The organism is Curvibacter sp. EU05-FHT14A10, from assembly GCF_058791075.1.
The window spans coordinates 167,687-188,263 of sequence record NZ_JBYTDE010000010.1 but is presented as its reverse complement, the minus strand read 5'-3'; the positions used below and the strand labels follow the sequence as shown (position 1 = coordinate 188,263).

The window sequence follows — 20,577 nt, the reverse complement described above, 5'->3', positions numbered from 1 at the left end:
TCCTGGGTTTGAGGCCTCTGCTCGGGCCCTGGACGACACTTTAGAATTTCATTGGAAAGAATAAAACAGCATTAAAAGGAAATCATATTTCCATAAAATGGAAATATGGATCGCCTCACCGAGCTGGAACTGTTTGTCAAAGTGGCCGAACTGGGCAGCCTGGGCGGCGCGGCCGAGGCCTTGGGCCTGTCGAACCCAGCCGCCAGCCGCTACCTGGCCTCACTGGAGGCCCGGCTCAGCGCCCGCCTGGTCGAGCGCAACACGCGGCGCCTGTACCTGACCAGCGAGGGGCAGGCTTTTTACGAGCGCGCCCGGGGCCTGCTGGCTGAGTTGCAAGAAGCCGAAGCGGCCGTCCACTCCAGCACCTTGAAGCCCTCTGGCGTGCTGCGCATCAGCGCCTCGCTGTCGTTCTCGATGCAGCAGATTGCGCCGCGGCTGGTGCGCTATCACCAGCTCTATCCCCAGGTGCGCATCCACATCGAAACCGCCAACCGCTACCTGGACATGATCGACAACGGCATCGACGTGGCCATTCGCAACCGTGAGTTCGAACCCGACAGCAGCATCACGATCCGACGCCTGGGCTCCACCCGTCGGGTGCTCTGCGCCTCGGCCGCCTACCTGGCCGAGCGCGGCCAGCCCCAGACCCCCGAAGCGCTGGCAGGCCACGACTTTCTGATCTATGTGCATGCCAACAACGCCCACGAGTTGCGCCTGAGCCGGGGCGAGCACACCCAGACCGTGCCCATCCAGGGCCTGCTCGAATCCAATGACGGCCAGGTGCTGCGCGCCGCCGCGCTCAGCGGCCTGGGCATTCTGGTGCAGCCCAGCTACATCGTGTACGACGACATCGTGGCCGGGCGGCTGGTGCCGCTGCTCAACGACTGGGACCTGCCCCGCATCCAGATCAACATCGCCTACCCCAACCGGCGACACCTGTCTGCCAAGGTCCGCTCCTTCATCGACTTCATGGTGGCCGAGTTCGAGCGCGATGAGGCCGAGCGCAAATGGACCAGTTTCATGGGGCTTCAGCGCACGGTGGGCCGATGAGCCACCGCCCATGAAAAAACCCGCCACGCTGGCAGGCGTGGCGGGTGAAACGCAATGAAAAATCACCTGATAAGCCGGGCCGGCGTGGCAGCGCCCGCCCGGTTCACCGCATCAGAAGCGGTGCTGGATACCGACCGACAGGCCGGTGTTGCTGGTGGTACCGCTGGCGGTCTGGGCTGCGGTCAGGCCCTTGGCCTTGGTGTAGTCGATGGCGGCGTACAGATCGGTGCGCTTGCTCAGGGTGTAGCGGGCACGGGCGGCAAAGGTGTCGTAACGGTTGGACGACAGACCATCGGCGCTGTACTTGGTGTTGTAGTAAGCCACCACCACCTGGGTCAGCGGCGTGGCATTGAAGCCCACACCCAGGTCGAACACCGCAGCCTTCAGGCCGGTGGTGCTGGACGATGCGCCCGCCAGGAACTTGTACAGCGAGGTGCTGGAACCCGAGTTGGTCAGGATCGAGGTGTTGCTGTTCACAAAACCGGCATCGGCCTGCATCTGCGTGTAACCGCCAGTGACCTTGTAGCCTTCGAAGATGTAATTGCCACCCGTGGTCAGCACGGTCTGCTTGCGGCCGGCGGTGTCGCGCAGGCGGTCATACGACAGGCCCAGTTGCAGCGGGCGAACATCGTACTTGGCCATGAACTGCACCGACGAATTGGCCGCGGTAGAGCCCGACACGTTGCCGAACGAGTAAGCCAGGCCCAGGTTGGTGCCCGACAGCTTGGGGCTCAGGTACTTAACCATGTTGTCGCGGCGCGAGGTGTCCAGGCCCGAGCCCACCAGGGTGCCCAGAGGGTTCACCGAGGTGGCCGACACCGCGGCGTTCTGGCGGTTGGTGGTCAGCTCTTGGCCCAGCGGGTCGTTCACGTAGCCGGCTTGCAGGTCGTAGGCAAAAGTGGTGTTGCGGCCGATGTCGACACGGCCCCAGCTGTCTTCCATGCCCACGATGGCACGGCGGTCAAAGATGTTGCTGGTGCTGGAGCCAGCGCCCGTGCCGGCGTTGAGACCCGACTCCAGGTTGAAGTTGGCCTTCATGCCGCCACCCAGGTCTTCCGTGCCACGGAAGCCGAAGCGCGAGGTGTTCAGGATGCCCGAGGTGAACATGTTCTGAGTGCCGGTGGCGCCCGCACTGTTTTTCGGGGCAGCGCTGTCATGGCGCACGCCACTGTCCAGCAGACCATACAGGGCCACGCTCGATTGGGCTTGTGCCACCGAAGTGAGCGCCCCCAGGGCGGCCAGTGCGATCAGGGTCTTTTTCATCATGTGTCCTACTAGCGTCGCCCGCCTTGGGCAGGCGACTTGATTGATGGAGTGAATGGATCGGAGAAATTGCCAGCCACACCCTGTTGCCCGTGACAGGCAGGGCTGTGACAACCAGCAGCCCAGACTGTGCAGGGTTTTCACGGATTGAATATGACAAACCAGCCAATCACCGCAACAATAAATGGAATTCGAGTTTTTAATATTTCTGAAATAGAAATAGATCAGGCAGCTGCGCCGGTGCCTATCAAACCCAGAAGAAGCCCTGCGACGCTGGGGGCAGGCTGAGCCTCACGGGTTGCGACACCCGCTCAAAACGGGATTGCACGCGAGCAGAAGGAGAACGAGAGGAAGAAGAAGCGAGCAGGCCGGCATTCGCGGCGTTGTTGGCGATGGCGGCGATGGCCGGAAAGATTGTTGCCCTGCCTCTGATGCCGCGACAGCGTGGACCTGAACGATGACATGCCAGACGCGCAGCACGCCAAGCAAGCGATGGCGCTCAAAACCATCCATCCATCCATCCGATTTGAGCACCAAGCCACCCGCGCCTGATGAAGAAAACGCAGCACCAACGAAAAACGGACCCGAAGGTCCGTCTTTGAAAGTTGCTGGCGGAAACGGAGGGATTCGAACCCTCGATGAGGCTCTACACCCCATACTCCCTTAGCAGGGGAGCACCTTCGGCCACTCGGTCACGTTTCCAGCAATTCCGCTATTCTAGCCTAGTTTTTGGCCTGTTTCAGGAAACTGGCTGGTCCAGATCGAATGCCTTGTGCAGGGCGCGCACGGCCAGTTCCATGTACTTTTCGTCGATCACGACCGAGGTCTTGATTTCGGAGGTGGAGATCATCTGGATGTTGATGCCTTCTTCCGACAGGCTGCGGAACATCTTGCTGGCCACGCCCACATGGCTGCGCATGCCGATGCCGACGATGCTGACCTTGCAGATCTTGGTGTCGCCCACCACTTCGGCGGCGCCCAGGCTGGGCAGCACCTTGGTGTTCAGCAGTTCGACGGTGCGGGCGTACTCGCCGCGGTGCACGGTGAAGCTGAAGTCGGTCTTGCCGTCTTTGCTGAGGTTCTGGATGATCACGTCGACTTCGATGTTGGCATCGGCCACGGCACCCAGGATGTGGTACGCGATACCGGGCTTGTCGGGCACGCCCAGCACGGAAACCTTGGCTTCGTCACGGTTGAACGCGATGCCGGATACGACGGCTTGTTCCATTTTTTCGTCTTCCTCAAAAGTGATCAACGTGCCGGATTTGGCTTCTTCGTTGATGTCAATGTCCCACGGGGTGAAGCTGGACAGCACGCGCAGCGGCACCTTGTATTTGCCCGCAAATTCGACCGAGCGGATCTGCAGCACCTTGGAGCCCAGCGAGGCCATTTCGAGCATTTCTTCAAAGCTCACGGTCTGCAGGCGGCGGGCTTCGGCCACCACGCGCGGGTCGGTGGTGTAGACGCCGTCCACGTCGGTGTAGATCAGGCACTCGGCGGCCTTCATGGCGGCGGCCACGGCCACGGCCGAGGTGTCGCTGCCGCCACGGCCCAGGGTGGTGATGTTGGCCTCTTCGTCCACGCCCTGGAAGCCGGTGATGACCACCACTTTGCCAGCGGCCAGGTCGGCACGCACACGGTCGTCATCGATGGATTCGATGCGGGCCTTGGTGAAGGCGCTGTTGGTCTTGATGGGCACCTGCCAGCCAGCGTAGCTGACCGACTCCATGCCCTCAGCCTGCAAGGCGATGGCCAGCAGAGCCGACGAAGCCTGCTCGCCGGTGGCGGCCAGCATGTCGAGCTCGCGGTTGTAGGCGGCCGAAGACTTGGACGGAGCCAGCTCCTTGGCCAGACCCAGCAGGCGGTTGGTTTCGCCGCTCATGGCGCTCGGAACCACCACCATCTGGTGACCTGCGCGAGCCCATTTGGCGACGCGCTTGGCCACGTTGCGGATGCGCTCGGGCGAGCCCATCGACGTGCCGCCGTATTTGTGAACGATCAATGCCATTGGTGTGTCGGGGTACGAAACTCGGAAATCAGCGGCGCAGGTTGCAAAGTCGTTTTGGTGCGCCGCCCGTTTTCGTGCAAAAAGTGGGGACCAAAACCCGCTAATTGTACCAACCGAGCACCGCCCCCTTGCGCTGCACGTAACCAAGTCCTACTTTGAGCCGGATCTGATGCCCGCGGGTGGTGCAGCTTTGCAGCTGGCGCAGCAGCTCCTTGAGCTGTGCGGCACTGGGCGTGGTGCCATGCACCGACAGCAGCCAGTGGCGCAGCACGTTGGCCTGGCGCTCGGGGGCCAGGGCGCGCAACGCGGCAATGACTGGTGGGTTGCCCACCTGTTGCAGGTCGTCGCGAGCCAGATCTTGCAACAGGGTCTGGGCCTGGGCGGCGTGCGCTGCGCTGCGGGCGAAGGTGTCGCGAAAGGCCGGAAACACGGCCTCCAGGGCGGGCAGCAGTTGGTGCCGGATTCGGTTGCGGGTGTAACGCAGATCGGCATTGCTGGGGTCGTCCACCCAGGCCTCGCCCTGGGCCTGCAGCCAGTCACGCAGGGCCTGGCCGGGCACGCCCAGAAGAGGCCGCGCAAAGTCGATGCCGCCGCGCTGCCAGCGGGCAGGCATGGCGGCCAGGCCCGGCAGACCCGCGCCGCGCGACAGCGCCAGCAGCAGGGTCTCGACCTGGTCATCGGCGTGCTGGGCCAGGGCCACGGTGCGTACGCCGGCCTCGCGCCACTCTTGCTGCAGCACCTCGTCAAAGACCTGGTATCGCCCGCGGCGGGCCGCGTCTTCGGGGCTTTGGCCAGGGGCATGGCGGGCATCGATGCGGCGCACCACCAGGGGCAGGTTCAAACGCTCGCAGGTGGCCCGGCAATGGGCCTCGAAGGCGTCACCCGCGGCCTGCAGGCCGTGGTGGATGTGCAGGGCGTGCACCTGGCCCGGCCAGCGCCGCGCACAGGCCAGCAGCAAGGCGCTGGAATCAGCGCCGCCGCTGTAGGCCACGCCCAGGGGCAAGAGGGGTTGGAAAGACGCCAGAGCGGCGTCGAACGAGGTGCTCATGAAAGGTGCGTGGTGGTGATCACGCTGCGGTCTTCAGGCGCACCTGCCGGCGGGCCGCCAGGCCCGGGGCTGTCAGCGGCTGTCGGCCTTGGTGTCGGTGTAACGGCCGTAGCTTTGCAGACGGTCGTAACGACGGTCGACCAGTTCCTTGGTCTTGAGGTCGGCCACCTGACGCCAGGCATCGTTGAGGGCGCGCTTGAGGAAGGCGGCCATCTGCTTGGGGTCGCGGTGGGCACCACCCACGGGCTCGTTGACGATCTTGTCGACCAGGCCCAGGGCCTTCAGGCGGTGCGCCGTGATGCCCAGGGCATCGGCGGCATCCTGGGCGCGGTCGCTGGTCTTCCAGAGGATGGAGGCACAGCCCTCGGGGCTGATCACCGAGTACACCGAGTATTGCAGCATCAGCACCTGATCGGCCACCGAGATGGCCAGGGCGCCGCCCGAGCCACCTTCACCAATGATGGTGGTGATGATGGGCACCTCAAGTTGGGCCATCTCGAAGATGTTGCGGCCGATGGCCTCGGATTGGCCGCGTTCCTCGGCGTCGATGCCGGGGTAGGCGCCCGGGGTGTCAACAAAGGTGAACACCGGCAGCTTGAACTTCTCGGCGGTCTTCATCAGGCGCAAGGCCTTGCGGTAGCCCTCGGGCTTGCTCATGCCGAAGTTGCGCAGCGCGCGCTCCTTGGTGTCACGGCCCTTTTGCTGGCCGAGCACCATGCAGGCGTGGCCATTGAAACGGGCCAGACCACCGACGATGCTCAGGTCGTCCGAAAAGTGGCGATCGCCATGCAGTTCGATGAAATCGGTGAACAGCTCACGCACGTAGTCGAGCGTGTAGGGGCGTTCGGGGTGGCGCGCGATCTTGGTGATCTGCCAGGGCGACAGGTCGCTGTAGATGTCTTTGGTGAGCTGCTGGCTCTTCTTGCTGAGCTGGTCGATCTCTTCGGAGATGTCGACTGCAGACTCGTTTTGCACGTAGCGCAGTTCTTCGATTTTGGTTTCGAGTTCGGCAATCGGCTGCTCGAAATCAAGAAAGGTTTTTTTCGCCAACGTCATTCTCCTGTTGTTTCCGCCGGCCGACCCCTTCGGTCTGGCCAGCATGGCGCACCGCCCTCAGGCAGCACGCAAGACCCGTGCGAGGCATCGTCAACCGACGACCGGCAAGGGATCCAGCGACCGCCAAATATACCAAGTCGCCACGCTGCGGTAAGGCTCCCAGGCTGCGGCCACCTCACGGGCATCGCTGCGACTCACAGGATCGCCCGAAAAATAATTGTCGCTGATGCCCTTGATCAAACCCACGTCATCCAGCGGCAGCACATTGGGCCGCATGAGGTGAAAGATCAAGAACATCTCGGCGGTCCAGCGGCCGATGCCGCGGATGGCCACCAGTTCGGCAATGATGGATTCGTCGTCCATCGACTCCCACGACTTGACGTGCACCGAGCCGGTGTCGAAATTGAGCGCCAGATCCACCAGGTACTCCACCTTGCGGGCGCTCAGGCCGGCCGCGCGCATGTCGTCCACCTTGAGCTTGAGCACATTGGCCGGCGTCATGCTTTGTGGCAAAGCCGAAAACTTGCGCCACACCGACTGGGCCGATTTGACCGAGATCTGCTGCCCCACCACCGAGCGGGCCAGGGTGGTGAAGGCATCGCCGCGGATCCGCAGGCAGGCGTTGCCGAACTGCGGGATCAGGCGCTTCATGACCCGGTCTTTCTTGACCAGGTGCTTGCAGGCGTCCTGCCAGTAGCCTGGCGTGAGCAGTTCTTCCGCCCGGTCGTCGGCCGGGCTGCTGGGGGCCGGGGTGTCGAGCGTCACGGCCTCGAATGCCGCGGGCTTCTTGCTGGCCACCATCATGCGTCAGGCCCCGCCACAAAACGGCACCGCGCAACCGGGGAAAAGGCTGAACAAGCACGGGTCACTGGGCCGCCTCCCAGGTGGTGCCGGCAGCGGAATCCTTGAGCACGATGCCCTGCGCCAGCAGCTCTTGGCGGATGCGATCGGCCTCGGCAAAGTTCTTGGCTTTCTTGGCCTCGGCGCGTTGCTCGATCAGCACCTGGATGGCGGCCTCATCAAGGCTGGAGCCCGCCTGCAAAAAGGCCTTGGGCTCACCCTGCAGCAGGCCCAGGCAGGCCCCCAGGGCCTTGAGCTGGGCCGCCAACTCGGGCGAGCGGGTTTTGTTCACCTCGGTTGCCAGATCAAACAGCACGGCCACCGCCTCGGGGGTGCCGAAGTCTTCGTCCATCACGGCCTTGAAGCGGGCGGCATGGGGCGTGGCCCAGTCGATCTCGGCCAGCCCTTCGCCGGGCGGCACCGCGTCCAGTGCGGTGTACAGGCGGCGCAGTGCATTGCGGGCATCCTGCAGATGGGCGTCGCTGTAGTTCAGCGGGCTGCGGTAATGGGCACGCACCACGAAGAAGCGGATGGTCTCGGCATCAAACACCTTGAGCACTTCACGGATGGTGAAGAAGTTGCCCAGGCTCTTGGACATCTTTTCGTTGTCCACATTGATGAAGCCGTTGTGCATCCAGGTGCGGGCGAAGGTCTGGCCGGTGGCCCCTTCGCTCTGGGCGATCTCGGTTTCGTGGTGCGGAAACTGCAGATCCGCCCCGCCCCCGTGGATGTCCAGGGTCTCGCCGAGCAGCGAGCAGGCCATGGCCGAGCATTCGATGTGCCAGCCCGGGCGGCCCGGGCCGAACTCGCTGTCCCACTTGGCGTCGGCCGGCTCGGTGGGCTTGGCGCTCTTCCAAAGCACCGGGTCGAGCGGATCGTCCTTGCCGTCGTTCACGGCCACGCGCTCACCCGAGCGAAGCTCGTCCAGCGACTTGCCGCTCAACTGACCGTAATGGGGAAACTTGCGCACCGCGTAGTTCACGTCGCCGCTGGCGGCGCGATAGGCCAAACCTTTTTGCTCCAGGGTGCTGATCATGCTCAGCATCTGGGGCACGAAGTCGGTGGCGCGAGGCTCGTGGGTGGGGCGCTGCACGCCCAGGGCATCGGCGTCCTGGTGCAGCGCGTCGACCATGCGATCGGTCAGCGAACGGATGGACTCGCCGTTTTCAACGGCGCGCCGGATGATCTTGTCGTCGATGTCTGTGATATTTCTCACATAAGTCACCGAAAAGCCCGAAACCCGCAACCAGCGCTGCACGACGTCAAAGGCCACCATCGAACGCGCATGGCCCAGATGACACAGGTCGTACACAGTCATGCCGCAGACGTACATGCGCACATGGCCAGGCTCGATGGGGGAAAACGCTTGCAGATCACGCGTCAGCGTGTTGTAGATGCGCAGGCTCATGGATAAATTGGGCAGACAGCGATTCCGCAGCCGGATGACGGCCGGAAATCTTCGAAAAATCAGGAGGATGGGAGTGTTGCAGCGCCACGGTGGAGGGTACAAAGCACCTCCACCCCTCGGCTACAATCCGCCCCAGTATAAGCGCCCCGGTTGGCGCTTGCCATCGCGCAAACCCCACGAGGCTCCATGACCCAAGCTCGCTGCACCGTTCCCGCCCGCCTTCGCATGTTGGCCCTGGCCGCCCTGATGGGGGCCTCGTTCGGAGTCCACGCCGACGACTACGGTGATGTCACCCAGCTGCTGCGTCAGGGCAAGACGACCGAAGCCCTGAGCAAGGCCGACCAATACCTGGCAGGCAAGCCCAAAGACCCCCAGATGCGCTTCATCAAGGGCGTGATCCAGTCCGAAGCCGGCAAGCCCAACGACGCCATCGCCACCTTTGTGGCCCTGACCCAGGAATACCCGGAGCTGCCCGAGCCCTACAACAACCTGGCGGTGCTGTATGCGAGCCAGAACCAGTACGACAAGGCCCGCACTGCGCTCGAGATGGCCATCCGGACCAACCCCAGCTACGCCACCGCCCACGAGAACCTCGGCGACGTCTACGCCAAGCTGGCCAGCCAGGCCTACAGCAAGGCCTTGCAACTGGACAACACCAACCCGGCGATCCAGCCCAAGCTGGCCCTGATCCGCGATCTTTTCACCACCAATGGCAAGCCCGGCGCAGCGGCCAAGCCAGCGCCCACCCCGGCACCGGCGCCCGCTCCTGTGGCAGCAGCCCCGAAGGCGGCCCCTGCTCCGGCGCCCGCACCGGCCCCCAGCCCAGCCCCGGCACCGGCACCAGCGCCCGCTCCTGTGGCGGCACCGGCCACCGCCGCAGCCCCCGCCGCTGCTCCGGCTCCGGCACCCGCACCAGCCGCCGCGGCTGTTGCCGGCCCTGAAAAGGATGTGGAATCCGCTGTGCGCCATTGGGCCAGCGTGTGGTCGGCCCGTGACGTGTCGGCCTACCTGGCCGCCTACGGCAAGGAATTCGACCCACCCGGCAAGATGAACCGCAAGTCCTGGGAAGACGAGCGCCGCTCGCGCATCCTGGGCAAGGCGCGCATCGCGGTCAAACTGCATGACCTGGCCATCAACGTCAACGGCAGCAAGGCCACGGCACGCTTCCGCCAGGACTACAGCGCTGACACACTGAATGTCTCCAGCCGCAAGACGCTGGACCTGGTCAAGGCGGGCGACCGCTGGTTGATCGTTCGCGAATCCACCGGCGGCTGATCGTCCCGGGCGGGACCGCCACCCCGAACGCTGCCCTGTGCGGGTGGCGCGCACCGGGTTTGGCGGCCTCGCCACGGTTGTGACCATGATGCGATTCGCCTTTGCTTCCCGTTTTCTGCAGCGCGCAGGCGCTGCTGGCCTGCTGCTGGCTTTCGGCTTGTTGGGCGGCACCGCTGCGCACGCGGCCAAACGCCAGCCCCACCACAGCCCTGCCCCCACCCCAGCCAGTGCCGTGCTGCGTGACGGCCAGGCCGAGGCTCGGCTGATCGAGATCTACCGCCTGATCGGCGCGGCCCGCACCCGCGACGCGCTGCGCCTGGCCGAAGGCCTGGTGCGCGACCACCCCGGCTTTCAGCTGGCGCAACTGGTGTATGGCGACTTGCTTTCGGCCCAGACCCGCCCGTTGCGCACCGCAGGCGATGTGCCCGACACCGTGGCCCGAGCCGCCGCCCCCCAGCTCAAAGACCTGCGCGATGAAGCCTTGTTGCGGCTGAAGGCCCTCAGCGAGCGCCCCCCGGCCCAGACCGTGCCGGACCAGTTCGTGGCCCTGACCAGCCGGCACCGCCATGCCATCGCAGTGGACACCTCGCGGGCCCGCCTGTATCTGTTCGAGAACAACGGCAGCGGCCTGCGACTGGTGGCCGATTACTACATCTCGGTGGGCAAGCTGGGCGTCGACAAGGGCAGCGAAGGCGATCAGCGCACCCCCCTGGGCGTGTACTTCATCACCAGCAACCTCGACCCGCGCACCCTGAAAGACTTCTACGGCGCCGGCGCCCTGCCCATCAACTACCCCAACCCCTACGATGCGCGCCGGGGCAAGACGGGCAGCGGCATCTGGCTGCATGGCACGCCGTCGACCCAGTTCGCCCGCCCCCCGCAGTCGACCGACGGCTGCGTTGTGATGGCCAACCCCGATCTGGAGCGCCTGCTGTCCACGGTCGAAGTGCGCAGCACCCCGGTGGTGATCGCCACCTCGCTGAACTGGGTGCCCCAGGCCCAGGCGCGCCAGGCCGGGCGCAGCTTTGAAGACGCCTTCAACGCCTGGCGTGCGGCCAAGAACGCCGGCGATGTGCCGCGCCTGCTGGGCTACTACACCAGCGACTTCAACAGCTACGGCAAGAGCCTGAACGACTGGACCCCGTCCTTGCAGCAGGAAATCAGCAAAGCAGGCGGCCGGGGCTTCGAGGTCAAGGACCTGTCCATGCTGCGCTGGACGGACAACACCGAAACCATGGTGGTAACCTTCGGCGAACTCGTCGCCGGCACCAACCGCGGCAGCACCAAGCGCCAGTACTGGCTGCGCCAGGGGCAGCAATGGAAAATCTTTTTTGAAGGAGTCATCGGATGATGAATGTGAGCTCAATCCTGAGCAGCCGTCGCGCGCTGCTGGCCATCACGGCCGCCGGCCTGATGGGCCTGGGCAACATGGCTGCGGCCCAGACGGCCCCTCAGGTCAAGCTGAGCACCAGCCAGGGCGACATCGTGCTGGAGCTGTACCCCGCCAAGGCCCCCAAGACGGTCGAAAACTTTCTGCAATACGTCAAAGACAAGCACTATGACGGCACGGTGTTCCACCGTGTGATGGACGGCTTCATGATCCAGGGCGGCGGCTTCACGGCCGACATGACCCAGAAGCCCACCCGCGCGCCGGTCGCCCTCGAAACCTCGGGCGGCCTGACCAATGACCGTGGCACCATTGCCATGGCGCGCACGGCCAACCCCAACTCGGCCACCGCACAGTTCTTCATCAACGTGGTCGACAACCGCATGCTGAATGCCCCCAACCCCGATGGCTACGGCTACACGGTGTTTGGCAAGGTGGTCAGCGGCATGGACGTCGTCGACAAGATCAAGCTTGTGCCCACCACCAACAAGGGCCCGCACCAGAACGTGCCGGCCACCCCGGTGACCATCAACTCGGCCACCCAGATCAAGTAACCCCTCCCACAGACCCGCCCTGAGGAAACACCCCATGAGCAACCCCCAAGTCGAACTGCACATCCTGGACTACGGCGTCATCACGCTGGAACTGGATGCCGAAAAAGCCCCCAAGTCGGTGGAAAACTTCCTCAACTACGTGAAGAAGGGCCACTACGACAAGACCATCTTCCACCGTGTGATCCCGGGCTTCATGGTCCAGGGTGGCGGCTTTGCCCCCGGCATGGAGCAAAAGCCCACCGACGGCCCCATCGACAACGAAGCCAACAACGGCCTGAAGAACAACAACTACACCGTGGCCATGGCGCGCACCAACGCCCCCCACTCGGCCACCGCCCAGTTCTTCATCAACGTGGCTGACAACAGCTTCCTGAACCACACCGCCCCCACCGCCTCGGGCTGGGGCTACGCCGTGTTCGGCAAGGTGGTGTCGGGCAACGACGTGGTCGACAAGATCAAGGCCGTCAAGACCGGCCGCAAGGGCTTCCATGACGACGTGCCGAAGGAAGACGTGGTGATCGAGAAGGCTGTGGCGCTGTAAGCGTCGCCAGCGCTCCCCCACCATGCCCCCGACCGTGCCCCGGATCGCCGAGCTTGAGGCTGCGGCGGCCTGGCGCACGGTCGATTTCATTTCTGACCTGCACCTGCACGAGGCCGAGCCCGCCACCTTCGACGCCTGGCGCCAGCACCTGCTCCATACGCCGGCCGATGCGGTGTTTCTGCTGGGTGACATCTTCGAGGTCTGGGTCGGTGATGACGCGGTGCAGCCCGGCAGTTTCGAGGCCGCCTGCCAGCAGGTCTTGCATGCGGCCAGCCAGCGCCTGGCGCTGTTTTTCATGGCCGGCAACCGCGACTTTCTGCTGGGCCCGCAATTTGCGCAGGCCTGCGGCATGACCCTGCTGGCCGACCCTTGTGTGCTGGTGTTTGAAGGCCGGCGCTGGCTGCTCAGCCATGGCGACGCCCTGTGCCTGGACGACCACGACTACATGCGCTTTCGCGCCGAAGTGCGCAGCCCCGCCTGGCAGCAGGCCTTTCTGGCCCGCCCCCTGCCCGAACGCCTGGCGCTGGCGCGCCAGCTGCGCGCCCAGAGCGAAGCGCGCAAACGCAGCGGCGACACCTATGCCGACCTGGACCCGGCCGCCACCCGGGCCTGGCTGCAGGCCGCCAACAGCCTCACAATGATCCATGGGCACACCCACCGCCCGGCCCGCCACCTGCTGGGCCAGGGCCTGAGCCGCGAAGTGCTCAGCGACTGGGACCTGCACGCGCCCGTGGCGCGTGCCGAGGTGCTGCGCCTGGAGGCCCACAGCCTGCATCGCGTCCCGCCCGCCCGACCGTGAACACCGCCCTGCCCCGCACAACCGGCCTTTGGCAGTGGCTGCGCCATTGGCTGGGCGCCCGGGTCCTGCCCCAAGCCCGCCCTGTACCCGAAGCCCTGTGGCAGGCCACGCTCGCCGCCCACCCTTTTCTGGCCGCCTTGGCGCCCGATGAACAGGCCGGCCTGCGCCGCTTGTGCGGGCACTTTCTGGCGCGCAAAGAGTTCCACGGCGCACACGGGCTGGCGGTGAGCGACGCCATGGCCCTGACGGTGGCCGCCCAGGCCTGCCTGCCCCTGCTGCATCTGGGGCCCGGTGCGGAGGCCCCCGGCGACCCGAGGGCCCTGGCCTGGTACGACGATTTTGTGGGCATCGTGCTGCACCCGGGCCTGGCCCTGGCGCGACGCGACTTCACCGACGACGACGGCATCGTCCACCAATGGCAGGAGGAATTGGCCGGCGAGGCCATGCCCGGTGGTCCGGTGATGCTGTCCTGGCCCGATGTGGCCGCCGCGGGTGACTCAGCCGCCCAGGGCTACAACGTGGTGATCCACGAGTTCATCCACAAGATGGACTTGCGCGACGGCGCAGCCGACGCCTGCCCGCCGCTGCCACCGGGCTTTCTGGGCCAGCGAGGCGGGCGCGCCGCTCGCCAGGCTTGGCTGGCCGTGCTGACGCCGGCCTGGGAGGGCTTTTGCGAGCAGGTGATCCGGGCCGAGCGCTTCGGCCAGCCCGAGCCCTGGCTGGACGCCTACGGCGCCCAGTCGCTCGACGAGTTCCTGGCCGTGGCCTGCGAGGCCTACTTTGTGAACCGGACCGAGTTCGGGCAGCACTTTCCGAGCCTGCTCACGCTGTTCGACGCTTTCTTCAGGCCAGCGCGCTGAGCCAGCGCGACAACTCGTCCAGCTCGGGCCGGCCGAGCGTGTGGCCACCCGGGAACCCTGCGCTGTGCACCTGCAAGGGCAAGGTGGCCGCATGGGCCACGATGCGCTCACTGTGAACCGCGGGCAACACCGCATCCTCGGTGCCATGGCTGACCCACAGACTGCGGCCCTGCAGGGCCTCGGCGGGGGCCTGCTCGGGCAGCACCTCGGGCAACAGGCGGCTGTGCAGCGACAGGGCCGCACGCAGGCTCTGGGGCCGGGTCAGCAACAGGCTCAGCCCCATGATGCCGCCCTGGCTGAAGCCGCCCACCACCACCCGCGAGGCGGGCACGCCCAGCTGGGTCGCCGCCCGGCTGACGGCCTGCTCGATCAAAGCCCGGCTGTGCTTCTCCTGGGCGGTGTTGATCACGCGCGAGCCATCGGCGGCCACCCCGAACTGAAACCAGGCCCAGGCATTCGGGCCCATGGGGTGCGGTGCACGCAGGCTCAGCAGGTGGTAGCGCGCAGGCACCCAGGGCGCAATGCCCATCAGGTCCTGCTCGTTGCTGCCCACGCCATGCATCAGCACCAGCAGCCAGGGCGGCTCGGTGCCCGGCGCGGCGGGGCGAAAATCAGCCTGCAGGCCCAGGTCATCAGGAAGGGAAGCCAAAGGGTTCAAAGGAGAGGTATCAGACATGGGGGGATTCTTCCAGGGTCAGGGTGTCCATGGCGAGCATGCTGTGCATGACCTCGCGGCTCACATAGTGGGGCCGGCTGGCCGCGGCGCCACCGGCGCCCAGGGCAAAGAACAACGGCAGAAAGTGGTCTTCGGTCGGATGGGCCCGCTGGGCATGGGGCGCCTGGCACCGGTAGTCGAGCAAGGCCGGCAGGTCGCCTCGCTCCAGGGCCGCCTCCACCCAGCGCGAGAACGCGCCGACGTAGGGGGCCGGTTCGCGCTCGCCACCAAAGAACTCTGCCAGGTTGTGCGTCATGCTGCCTGAGCCCAGCAGCAGCACACCTTCATCGCGCAAGGGGGCCAGGGCCTGCCCGAGGGCCAGCACCTCCGCAGGCCCCGCCGTGGCGGGCAACGACAGTTGCACCACCGGCACATCGGCCTGCGGAAACAGATGCATCAAGGGCACCCATGCCCCATGGTCAAAGGGGCGCTGCGCATCGGCCTGGGCGGGCAGACCGGCTGCCTGCAGCCGCTGCAGCACCGCTTCAGCCAGGGCCGGGTCGCCGGGCGCCGGGTACTGCAACGCGTACAGCGGGCGCGGGAAACCGCCAAAGTCATGCCAGGTGGCCGGCTGGCCGCCGGTCATCACCCGCAGCCCCTGGGACATCCAGTGCGGCGACAACACCACCACCCCGCGCACCGGCTGGCGGCGGCGCAACTCAGCGCCCAGGCGGGTCAGCGCCGGGCCGGTGTCACCGGGCTCCAGGGCAAACAAAGGGGCCCCGTGGGACACAAACAGGGCGGGCAGCCTCTGCCTATCGGATGTTTCCACTGGCTTTTCGGTGTTGTCAAATTGAGTGATCATGGTGTTAACGCTCCGGGAACTACTTTAGGCGTCGGCCATTCACAGACCAATCGGCAGCGCAACAATTGATTGTTGCGGCCCCATTGACAATCCCTCCCCACACGCCAGAGAGCCACCATGGATCAACTCCGTCAGATCGAAGCCTTCAACGCCGTCGTGCAGCACGGCAGTTTCGTCAAGGCCGCCGACCGGCTGGACCTGTCCAAGGCTGTGGTCTCGCGCCTGGTACTGGAACTGGAGGCCCGCCTGGGCACACGCCTGCTCAATCGCACCACCCGCAGGCTGTCGCTCACCGACTCGGGGGCGGCCTACCACGAGCGCTGCAAGCAGATCCTGGACGACCTGGCCGAGGCCAATGCCGAAGCCAGCGCCACCGCGGCACGCCCCACAGGCAAGCTGCGCATCAATGCACCGCTGAGCTTCGGCAACCTGCACCTGGCGCCGCTGTGGGGCGAGTTCCTCAAGCTGTACCCCGAGATCGAGCTGGACATCACCCTGAGCGACCGCGTGGTCGACTTGGTGGAGGAAGGCTTTGACCTGGGTGTGCGCATCGGCCGCCTGCAGGCCACCTCGCTGGTGGCCAGGCGCCTGGCCAGCGACCGCATGGTGCTGTGTGCCTCGCCAGGCTACCTGGCCCGCCACAGCCCCATCCAGAACCTGCAGGACCTCAGCGAACACAGTGTGATTGCCTACTCGTACTCCTCACTGGGCGCCACCTGGACCTTTGACAATGCCGACGGCAAGTCCGAGTCAGTGACCGTGCACCCGCGCCTGTGGGCCAACAGCGGTGACACCTGCCGTGCAGCCGCGCTGGCGGATCAGGGCGTGATCATGCAGCCCGCGTTCCTGGTCGGAGAGGACGTGCGCCAGGGCCAGCTGATCGAACTGCTGCCGAACTACCACCGCCCGCTGCTCGACATTCACGCCGTGTACCCCAGCCGCAAGCACCTGTCAGGCAAGGTGCGGGCCATGGTTGATTTCCTGGCCCAGGCCTTCATGCAGCCCGGCTGGGCCTGAGCCTGAACCGGCTCACCGTCAGGCCAGCGCGTTCATCAAGGCCGCATGGAAGGCCTCGGGGCGCTCGAACTGCACCCAGTGGCCCGCGTCCGGGATCAGGGTCATGCCCCTGAAATCACGGGCAGAGGCTGCAAAAGCAGCCTCCAGTTGGTGGATCCAGCTTTTGTAAAGCGCATCGTGGGCGCCGTAGATGGCGTGCACCGGGCAATTCAAGGCCGGCAGTGAACGCGCCAGGATGTCGGTGTGCGCCAGGCGCCGGCGTGGCAGGCGGTCGCGCATCACGTTGGCCACATGAAGTTGCAGCGCGAGGCCCTCGAGGCCATCAATCAAGGCCGTGTCATGCAACATCAAGGCGGCCAGGTTGTAGCGGTGGATATCGGCCTGCGCCGCCACGTCGGGCAGGTGCCGCCAGGCCTTGAGCTCGAACTGGCGCTGCGGCACCACCCCCATCGCAGGCGCCCCCACCAGCACCAGACGCGAGGCGGCGTCCGGGTGGGCGGCCAGCAGCAAGCCAGCCGTCATGCCCCCAAACGAGAAGCCGATCAGTTCGCAGACGCGATCGCCGAGCAAGGTGCGCAAACCCTGGTACAGCGGCTCGACCATGCTGTCGGCATCGCCGCCGAGCGGCGACACCGCGGAATCCCCAAAACCCGGCAGGTCCGGCACCCACAACTCGCGCCCTTCTTGCAACAGGGGCTCGATGTTGCGCACAAAGTGGGTCCAACTGCCGCTGCCGCCGTGGAACAGCACCAGGGGCGCCACGCCCGCACGGGGTTCACCCCAGACATGCCAGACCAGCTCCCCCTGGCCGCAGGGGGTGACGCAACGCCGCGCCTGGGCCCCCAGGCGACGCACCAGCTCGTGCAGGGGTTGATCGGGGCTGGCAGCGTTGGGGAACAGTTGATCCATCATCAGGGGCTCGCAAAAACAGGTTCAGGGGCCGGCCAATAGAGTGCAGGCCCCTCTCATCTCCTATTTTGCCGGGCTTTGCCCCGGGCCGGGGGACCCGGCCCACCCCGCCGCTCAGCCCCCTCGACCGACTCACTGCGCCCGGTTCAGCGCCAGCCGTGGTGGTGGTGGAAATGACCCCAGCCGCCGCCATACACCACTGGGGGCATGTAGACCGGGGCCGGGCGGTAATAGCTGCCGCCGCCGTAGTAGACCGGCGCCGGGGCGTAGGTTACAGGCGGCGGCGCATAGGCCACGGGCGGGGGAGCATAGACCACCGGGGGGGCGGCATAGGCCACCGGCGCCGCATAGACCGGTTGTGCCCCCACATACAGGGCCCCGCCGTTGGACACCCCGACGCTCACACCTGGAACACCCACGCCCACCGCCCAATTGACGCCGTGGGCCTGGGCAGGCGTGGCCATGGCCAGGAAAGCCAGGGCGGCCAGGCTGCAGCCTCCGGCCAGGGCACGCGCGCAGCGACTGAAGTTGCGCGTCACCGAGCGGACATCCGGGCGGACATTGAGGTTTTGCATGGCAGTCTCTCCTTCAGATCAAATAGCGATTCGGGGCGACCAAAGGCGGCCCTGAACCCCACAACGCGGCATGTGCCGGCTTCGTTGTCAGGTCATCGCCCTCTATTTGTTTCCAGGCGTTAACCAAGCCCCGTGGGCGCGCCCGCCTAAAATGGACGGATGAGTTCGAACACCCCCACCTCCGATTCCCCAGAGTCCGCCAAGCCCAGCCATTTCCTGCGCCAGATCATCGAACACGATCTGGCCCAAAAAACCTATGCCCAGCGTCATTGGGGCGGTACGCCGGGTGACGGGGCGCACCACGCCGCCGGCCCGCTGGACCCGGCACCGGTGCGGCTGCGCTTTCCGCCCGAACCCAATGGCTACCTGCACGTGGGCCATGCCAAGAGCATCTGCCTGAACTTCGGTCTGGCCCGCGACTACGGTGGCGTGTGCCACATGCGCTTTGACGACACCAACCCGGAAAAGGAAGACCAGGAGTACGTTGACTCCATCCTTGATGCCGTGAAATGGCTGGGCTTCGGCTGGGACAGCGCGATCGACGGCAAGACGACCTCGCACCTGTACCAGGCCAGCGACTACTTCGGCTTCATGTACCGGGCCGCCGAGGCCCTGATCGAGGCCGGTCACGCCTATGTGGACGAGCAAAGCGCCGAGGACATGCGCGCCAACCGGGGCGACTTCAGCAAGCCAGGGGTGGACAGCCCCTTCCGCAGCCGCACGCCCGCTGAAAACCTGGCGCGCTTCCGCGAGATGCGCGATGGCCAACTGCCTGACGGTGCTGCCGTGCTGCGCGCCAAGATCAACATGGCCTCGCCCAACATCAACCTGCGCGACCCGGCCATCTACCGCATCAAGCATGCCGAGCACCACAACACCGGCAACACCTGGTGCATCTACCCGATGTACACCTTTGCGCACCCGATCGAGGACGCTCTGGAAAACATCACCCACAGCATCTGCACGCTCGAGTTCGAAGACCAGCGCCCGTTCTACGACTGGTTGATGGAGCGCCTGATTGAAAGCGGCCTGCTGGTCTCGCCGCCGCCGCGCCAATACGAGTTCTCGCGCCTGAACCTGACCTATGTGATCACCAGCAAGCGCAAGCTGGCCCAACTGGTCAACGAACACCACGTCAGCGGCTGGGACGACCCGCGCATGCCCACCATCGTGGGCCTGCGCCGCCGCGGCTACACGCCCGAGGCCATCCAGCTGTTCTGCGAACGCATCGGCGTGACCAAGGACTACAGCTGGATCGACTACAGCACGCTTGAAGGCGCCCTGCGCGACGACCTGGACCACAAGGCGGCCCGCGCCATGGCTGTGCTCGACCCGGTGAAGCTGGTCATCACCAACTGGGATGCCCTGATGGGCGCCGGCACGCTGGACGCCTGCAGCGCGCCGGTCCACCCGCATCACCCCGAGTTGGGCCGCCGCGAATTCCAGTTCGGCCGCGAACTCTGGATCGAGCGCGGCGACTACGAAGACACCCCGCCCAAGGGCTACCACCGCCTGTACCCCGGCAACAAGGTGCGCCTGAAGTACGGCCATGTGATCGAATGCAAGGGTGCCCTGCGTGACGCCGAAGGCCGCATCACCGAGGTGCAGGCCGAGCTGGTGCCCGACACCAAGAGCGGCACCCCTGGCGCCGACGCGATCAAGGTCAAGGGCGTGATCACCTGGGTGGGGGCCGCCGATGGCGTGGCCGCCGAAATCCGGCTGTACGACCGCCTGTTCAGCGAAGCCCAGCCCGACGCCGGCGGCAAAGACTTCCTGGCCAGCCTCAACCCCAACAGCCTGAGCGTGGTGCAAGGCTTTGTGGAGCCCGCCCTGGCGGCCTGCGCCGCAGGCACCCAGTTCCAGTTTGAGCGCCATGGCTACTTTGTGGCCGACCGGGTGGACCACCAGGCTGGCAAGCCCGTGTTCAACCGCGCCGTCGGCCTGAAAGACAGCTGGGGCAAATAAACATACACCGGCTTGTCCGTTTTTCCCGACACTCTTGAGTCAGGTCAATGGACAGGCCCGGGTTTGCCCCGGATGATCGGGTTTGTAAATTTTTGTTACCAACTCGATCATGATCTCCACTTTCAAAACCCTCGCTCTGTCTGCCCTGCTGTTGGCTGGTGCCACCGCCTCGATGGGCGCCCACGCCGGGGCTGCCGACTTCACGCTGGTCAACCGCACCGGCTACTCGATCTCTGAGGTCTACGTCTCGGCTGCCAACAAAGACGCCTGGGGCAAGGACCGCATGGGCGACGGCACGCTGGACAACAGCAAGGCCAAGCTGTTCCGTTTCTCGGATGCCGCCAACTGCGTGCAGGACATCAAAGTGGTGTTCGAAGACGATGGCTCTGAAGTGGTGTGGGAAGACATCGACCTGTGCGAAGTGCACAAGATCACCCTGCGCTACAACCGCAAGACCCGCGTGGTCTCGGCCGAGACCGAATAAGTCGGCTCCCACCGCCGC

General features: G+C 65.6%; 20 protein-coding genes and 1 tRNA gene. 10 read left to right on the top strand and 11 right to left on the bottom strand.

Annotated features, from left to right (window positions below; translation table 11 throughout):
* The first annotated feature begins 105 nt into the window (after positions 1-105).
* The gene (locus AC3WUT_RS19840; RefSeq protein ID WP_492348806.1) at positions 106-1,050 is read left to right on the top strand and encodes a LysR family transcriptional regulator; all 945 of its coding nucleotides are present in this window, start codon (positions 106-108) and stop codon (positions 1,048-1,050) included.
* A gap of 111 nt (positions 1,051-1,161) precedes the next feature.
* Here AC3WUT_RS19840 and AC3WUT_RS19835 read toward each other — a convergent pair whose 3' ends face one another.
* The 7 genes from AC3WUT_RS19835 to cysS all read right to left on the bottom strand — a co-directional run bounded on the left by AC3WUT_RS19835 (position 1,162) and on the right by cysS (position 8,673).
* Positions 1,162-2,313 carry a porin gene (locus AC3WUT_RS19835; protein WP_492348805.1) on the bottom strand — a complete coding sequence of 384 codons (1,152 nt, stop codon included), beginning with the start codon at positions 2,311-2,313 and terminating at the stop codon, positions 1,162-1,164.
* Positions 2,314-2,922: 609 nt separating this feature from the next.
* Positions 2,923-3,015: transfer RNA gene (locus AC3WUT_RS19830), tRNA-Ser, on the bottom strand.
* Between the two features lie 37 nt (positions 3,016-3,052).
* The gene (locus AC3WUT_RS19825; RefSeq protein WP_031254750.1) at positions 3,053-4,321 is read right to left on the bottom strand and encodes an aspartate kinase; all 1,269 of its coding nucleotides are present in this window, start codon (positions 4,319-4,321) and stop codon (positions 3,053-3,055) included.
* Between the two features lie 100 nt (positions 4,322-4,421).
* Complete coding sequence (tilS, locus tag AC3WUT_RS19820) at positions 4,422-5,369, bottom strand: tRNA lysidine(34) synthetase TilS (protein ID WP_492348804.1); 948 nt, start codon at positions 5,367-5,369, stop codon at positions 4,422-4,424.
* Between the two features lie 72 nt (positions 5,370-5,441).
* Positions 5,442-6,419 (bottom strand): acetyl-CoA carboxylase carboxyltransferase subunit alpha, encoded by a 978-nt coding sequence (locus tag AC3WUT_RS19815; protein ID WP_019574432.1) that lies wholly within the window; start codon positions 6,417-6,419, stop codon positions 5,442-5,444.
* A gap of 96 nt (positions 6,420-6,515) precedes the next feature.
* Complete coding sequence (locus tag AC3WUT_RS19810) at positions 6,516-7,229, bottom strand: DNA-3-methyladenine glycosylase family protein (protein WP_492348803.1); 714 nt, start codon at positions 7,227-7,229, stop codon at positions 6,516-6,518.
* 61 nt (positions 7,230-7,290) lie between these two features.
* Positions 7,291-8,673: a cysteine--tRNA ligase gene (cysS, locus tag AC3WUT_RS19805; RefSeq protein WP_492348802.1), complete on the bottom strand. Its 1,383-nt coding sequence runs from the start codon at positions 8,671-8,673 to the stop codon at positions 7,291-7,293.
* A gap of 186 nt (positions 8,674-8,859) precedes the next feature.
* Here cysS and AC3WUT_RS19800 point away from each other — a divergent pair, with 186 nt between their 5' ends.
* The 6 genes from AC3WUT_RS19800 (at position 8,860) to AC3WUT_RS19775 (ending at position 14,089) form a co-directional block, all read left to right on the top strand.
* Positions 8,860-9,948 (top strand): tetratricopeptide repeat protein, encoded by a 1,089-nt coding sequence (locus AC3WUT_RS19800; RefSeq protein ID WP_492348801.1) that lies wholly within the window; start codon positions 8,860-8,862, stop codon positions 9,946-9,948.
* A gap of 88 nt (positions 9,949-10,036) precedes the next feature.
* Positions 10,037-11,299 (top strand): L,D-transpeptidase family protein, encoded by a 1,263-nt coding sequence (locus AC3WUT_RS19795; protein ID WP_492348800.1) that lies wholly within the window; start codon positions 10,037-10,039, stop codon positions 11,297-11,299.
* A gap of 62 nt (positions 11,300-11,361) precedes the next feature.
* Positions 11,362-11,889 (top strand): peptidylprolyl isomerase, encoded by a 528-nt coding sequence (locus tag AC3WUT_RS19790; RefSeq protein WP_492348841.1) that lies wholly within the window; start codon positions 11,362-11,364, stop codon positions 11,887-11,889.
* A 34-nt stretch (positions 11,890-11,923) separates the two neighbouring features.
* Positions 11,924-12,430, top strand: coding sequence for a peptidylprolyl isomerase (locus AC3WUT_RS19785; protein ID WP_492348799.1), 507 nt, complete (start codon positions 11,924-11,926; stop codon positions 12,428-12,430).
* Positions 12,431-12,452: 22 nt separating this feature from the next.
* Positions 12,453-13,229, top strand: coding sequence for a UDP-2,3-diacylglucosamine diphosphatase (locus AC3WUT_RS19780; RefSeq protein WP_492348798.1), 777 nt, complete (start codon positions 12,453-12,455; stop codon positions 13,227-13,229).
* On the top strand, positions 13,226-14,089 hold the full coding sequence (locus AC3WUT_RS19775; RefSeq protein WP_492348797.1) for a M90 family metallopeptidase: 864 nt from the start codon (positions 13,226-13,228) through the stop codon (positions 14,087-14,089). The genes AC3WUT_RS19780 and AC3WUT_RS19775 overlap by 4 nt, the downstream gene beginning before the upstream one ends.
* Here AC3WUT_RS19775 and AC3WUT_RS19770 read toward each other — a convergent pair.
* A complete protein-coding gene (locus tag AC3WUT_RS19770) occupies positions 14,073-14,765 on the bottom strand; it encodes an alpha/beta hydrolase (protein WP_492348796.1) in 693 nt (230 codons plus the stop codon). The genes AC3WUT_RS19775 and AC3WUT_RS19770 overlap by 17 nt on opposite strands.
* On the bottom strand, positions 14,758-15,609 hold the full coding sequence (locus AC3WUT_RS19765; RefSeq protein WP_492348795.1) for a DODA-type extradiol aromatic ring-opening family dioxygenase: 852 nt from the start codon (positions 15,607-15,609) through the stop codon (positions 14,758-14,760). Before AC3WUT_RS19765 ends, AC3WUT_RS19770 begins: the two co-directional genes overlap by 8 nt.
* 117 nt (positions 15,610-15,726) lie before the next feature.
* On the opposite strand from AC3WUT_RS19765, the gene AC3WUT_RS19760 reads away from it, so the two are divergent.
* Complete coding sequence (locus AC3WUT_RS19760; RefSeq protein WP_492348794.1) at positions 15,727-16,626, top strand: LysR family transcriptional regulator; 900 nt, start codon at positions 15,727-15,729, stop codon at positions 16,624-16,626.
* An 18-nt stretch (positions 16,627-16,644) separates the two neighbouring features.
* Here AC3WUT_RS19760 and AC3WUT_RS19755 read toward each other — a convergent pair whose 3' ends face one another.
* Together AC3WUT_RS19755 and AC3WUT_RS19750 are read right to left on the bottom strand one after the other, a co-directional pair.
* Positions 16,645-17,538: an alpha/beta fold hydrolase gene (locus AC3WUT_RS19755; protein ID WP_492348793.1), complete on the bottom strand. Its 894-nt coding sequence runs from the start codon at positions 17,536-17,538 to the stop codon at positions 16,645-16,647.
* A gap of 143 nt (positions 17,539-17,681) precedes the next feature.
* Positions 17,682-18,110, bottom strand: a complete 429-nt coding sequence (locus tag AC3WUT_RS19750; RefSeq protein ID WP_492348792.1) for a hypothetical protein — start codon at positions 18,108-18,110, stop codon at positions 17,682-17,684.
* Between the two features lie 159 nt (positions 18,111-18,269).
* Here AC3WUT_RS19750 and AC3WUT_RS19745 point away from each other — a divergent pair, with 159 nt between their 5' ends.
* Together AC3WUT_RS19745 and AC3WUT_RS19740 are read left to right on the top strand one after the other, a co-directional pair.
* Complete coding sequence (locus tag AC3WUT_RS19745) at positions 18,270-20,075, top strand: glutamine--tRNA ligase/YqeY domain fusion protein (RefSeq protein WP_492348791.1); 1,806 nt, start codon at positions 18,270-18,272, stop codon at positions 20,073-20,075.
* A gap of 109 nt (positions 20,076-20,184) precedes the next feature.
* Positions 20,185-20,559, top strand: a complete 375-nt coding sequence (locus AC3WUT_RS19740) for a hypothetical protein (protein ID WP_492348790.1) — start codon at positions 20,185-20,187, stop codon at positions 20,557-20,559.
* Positions 20,560-20,577 lie beyond the last annotated feature (18 nt).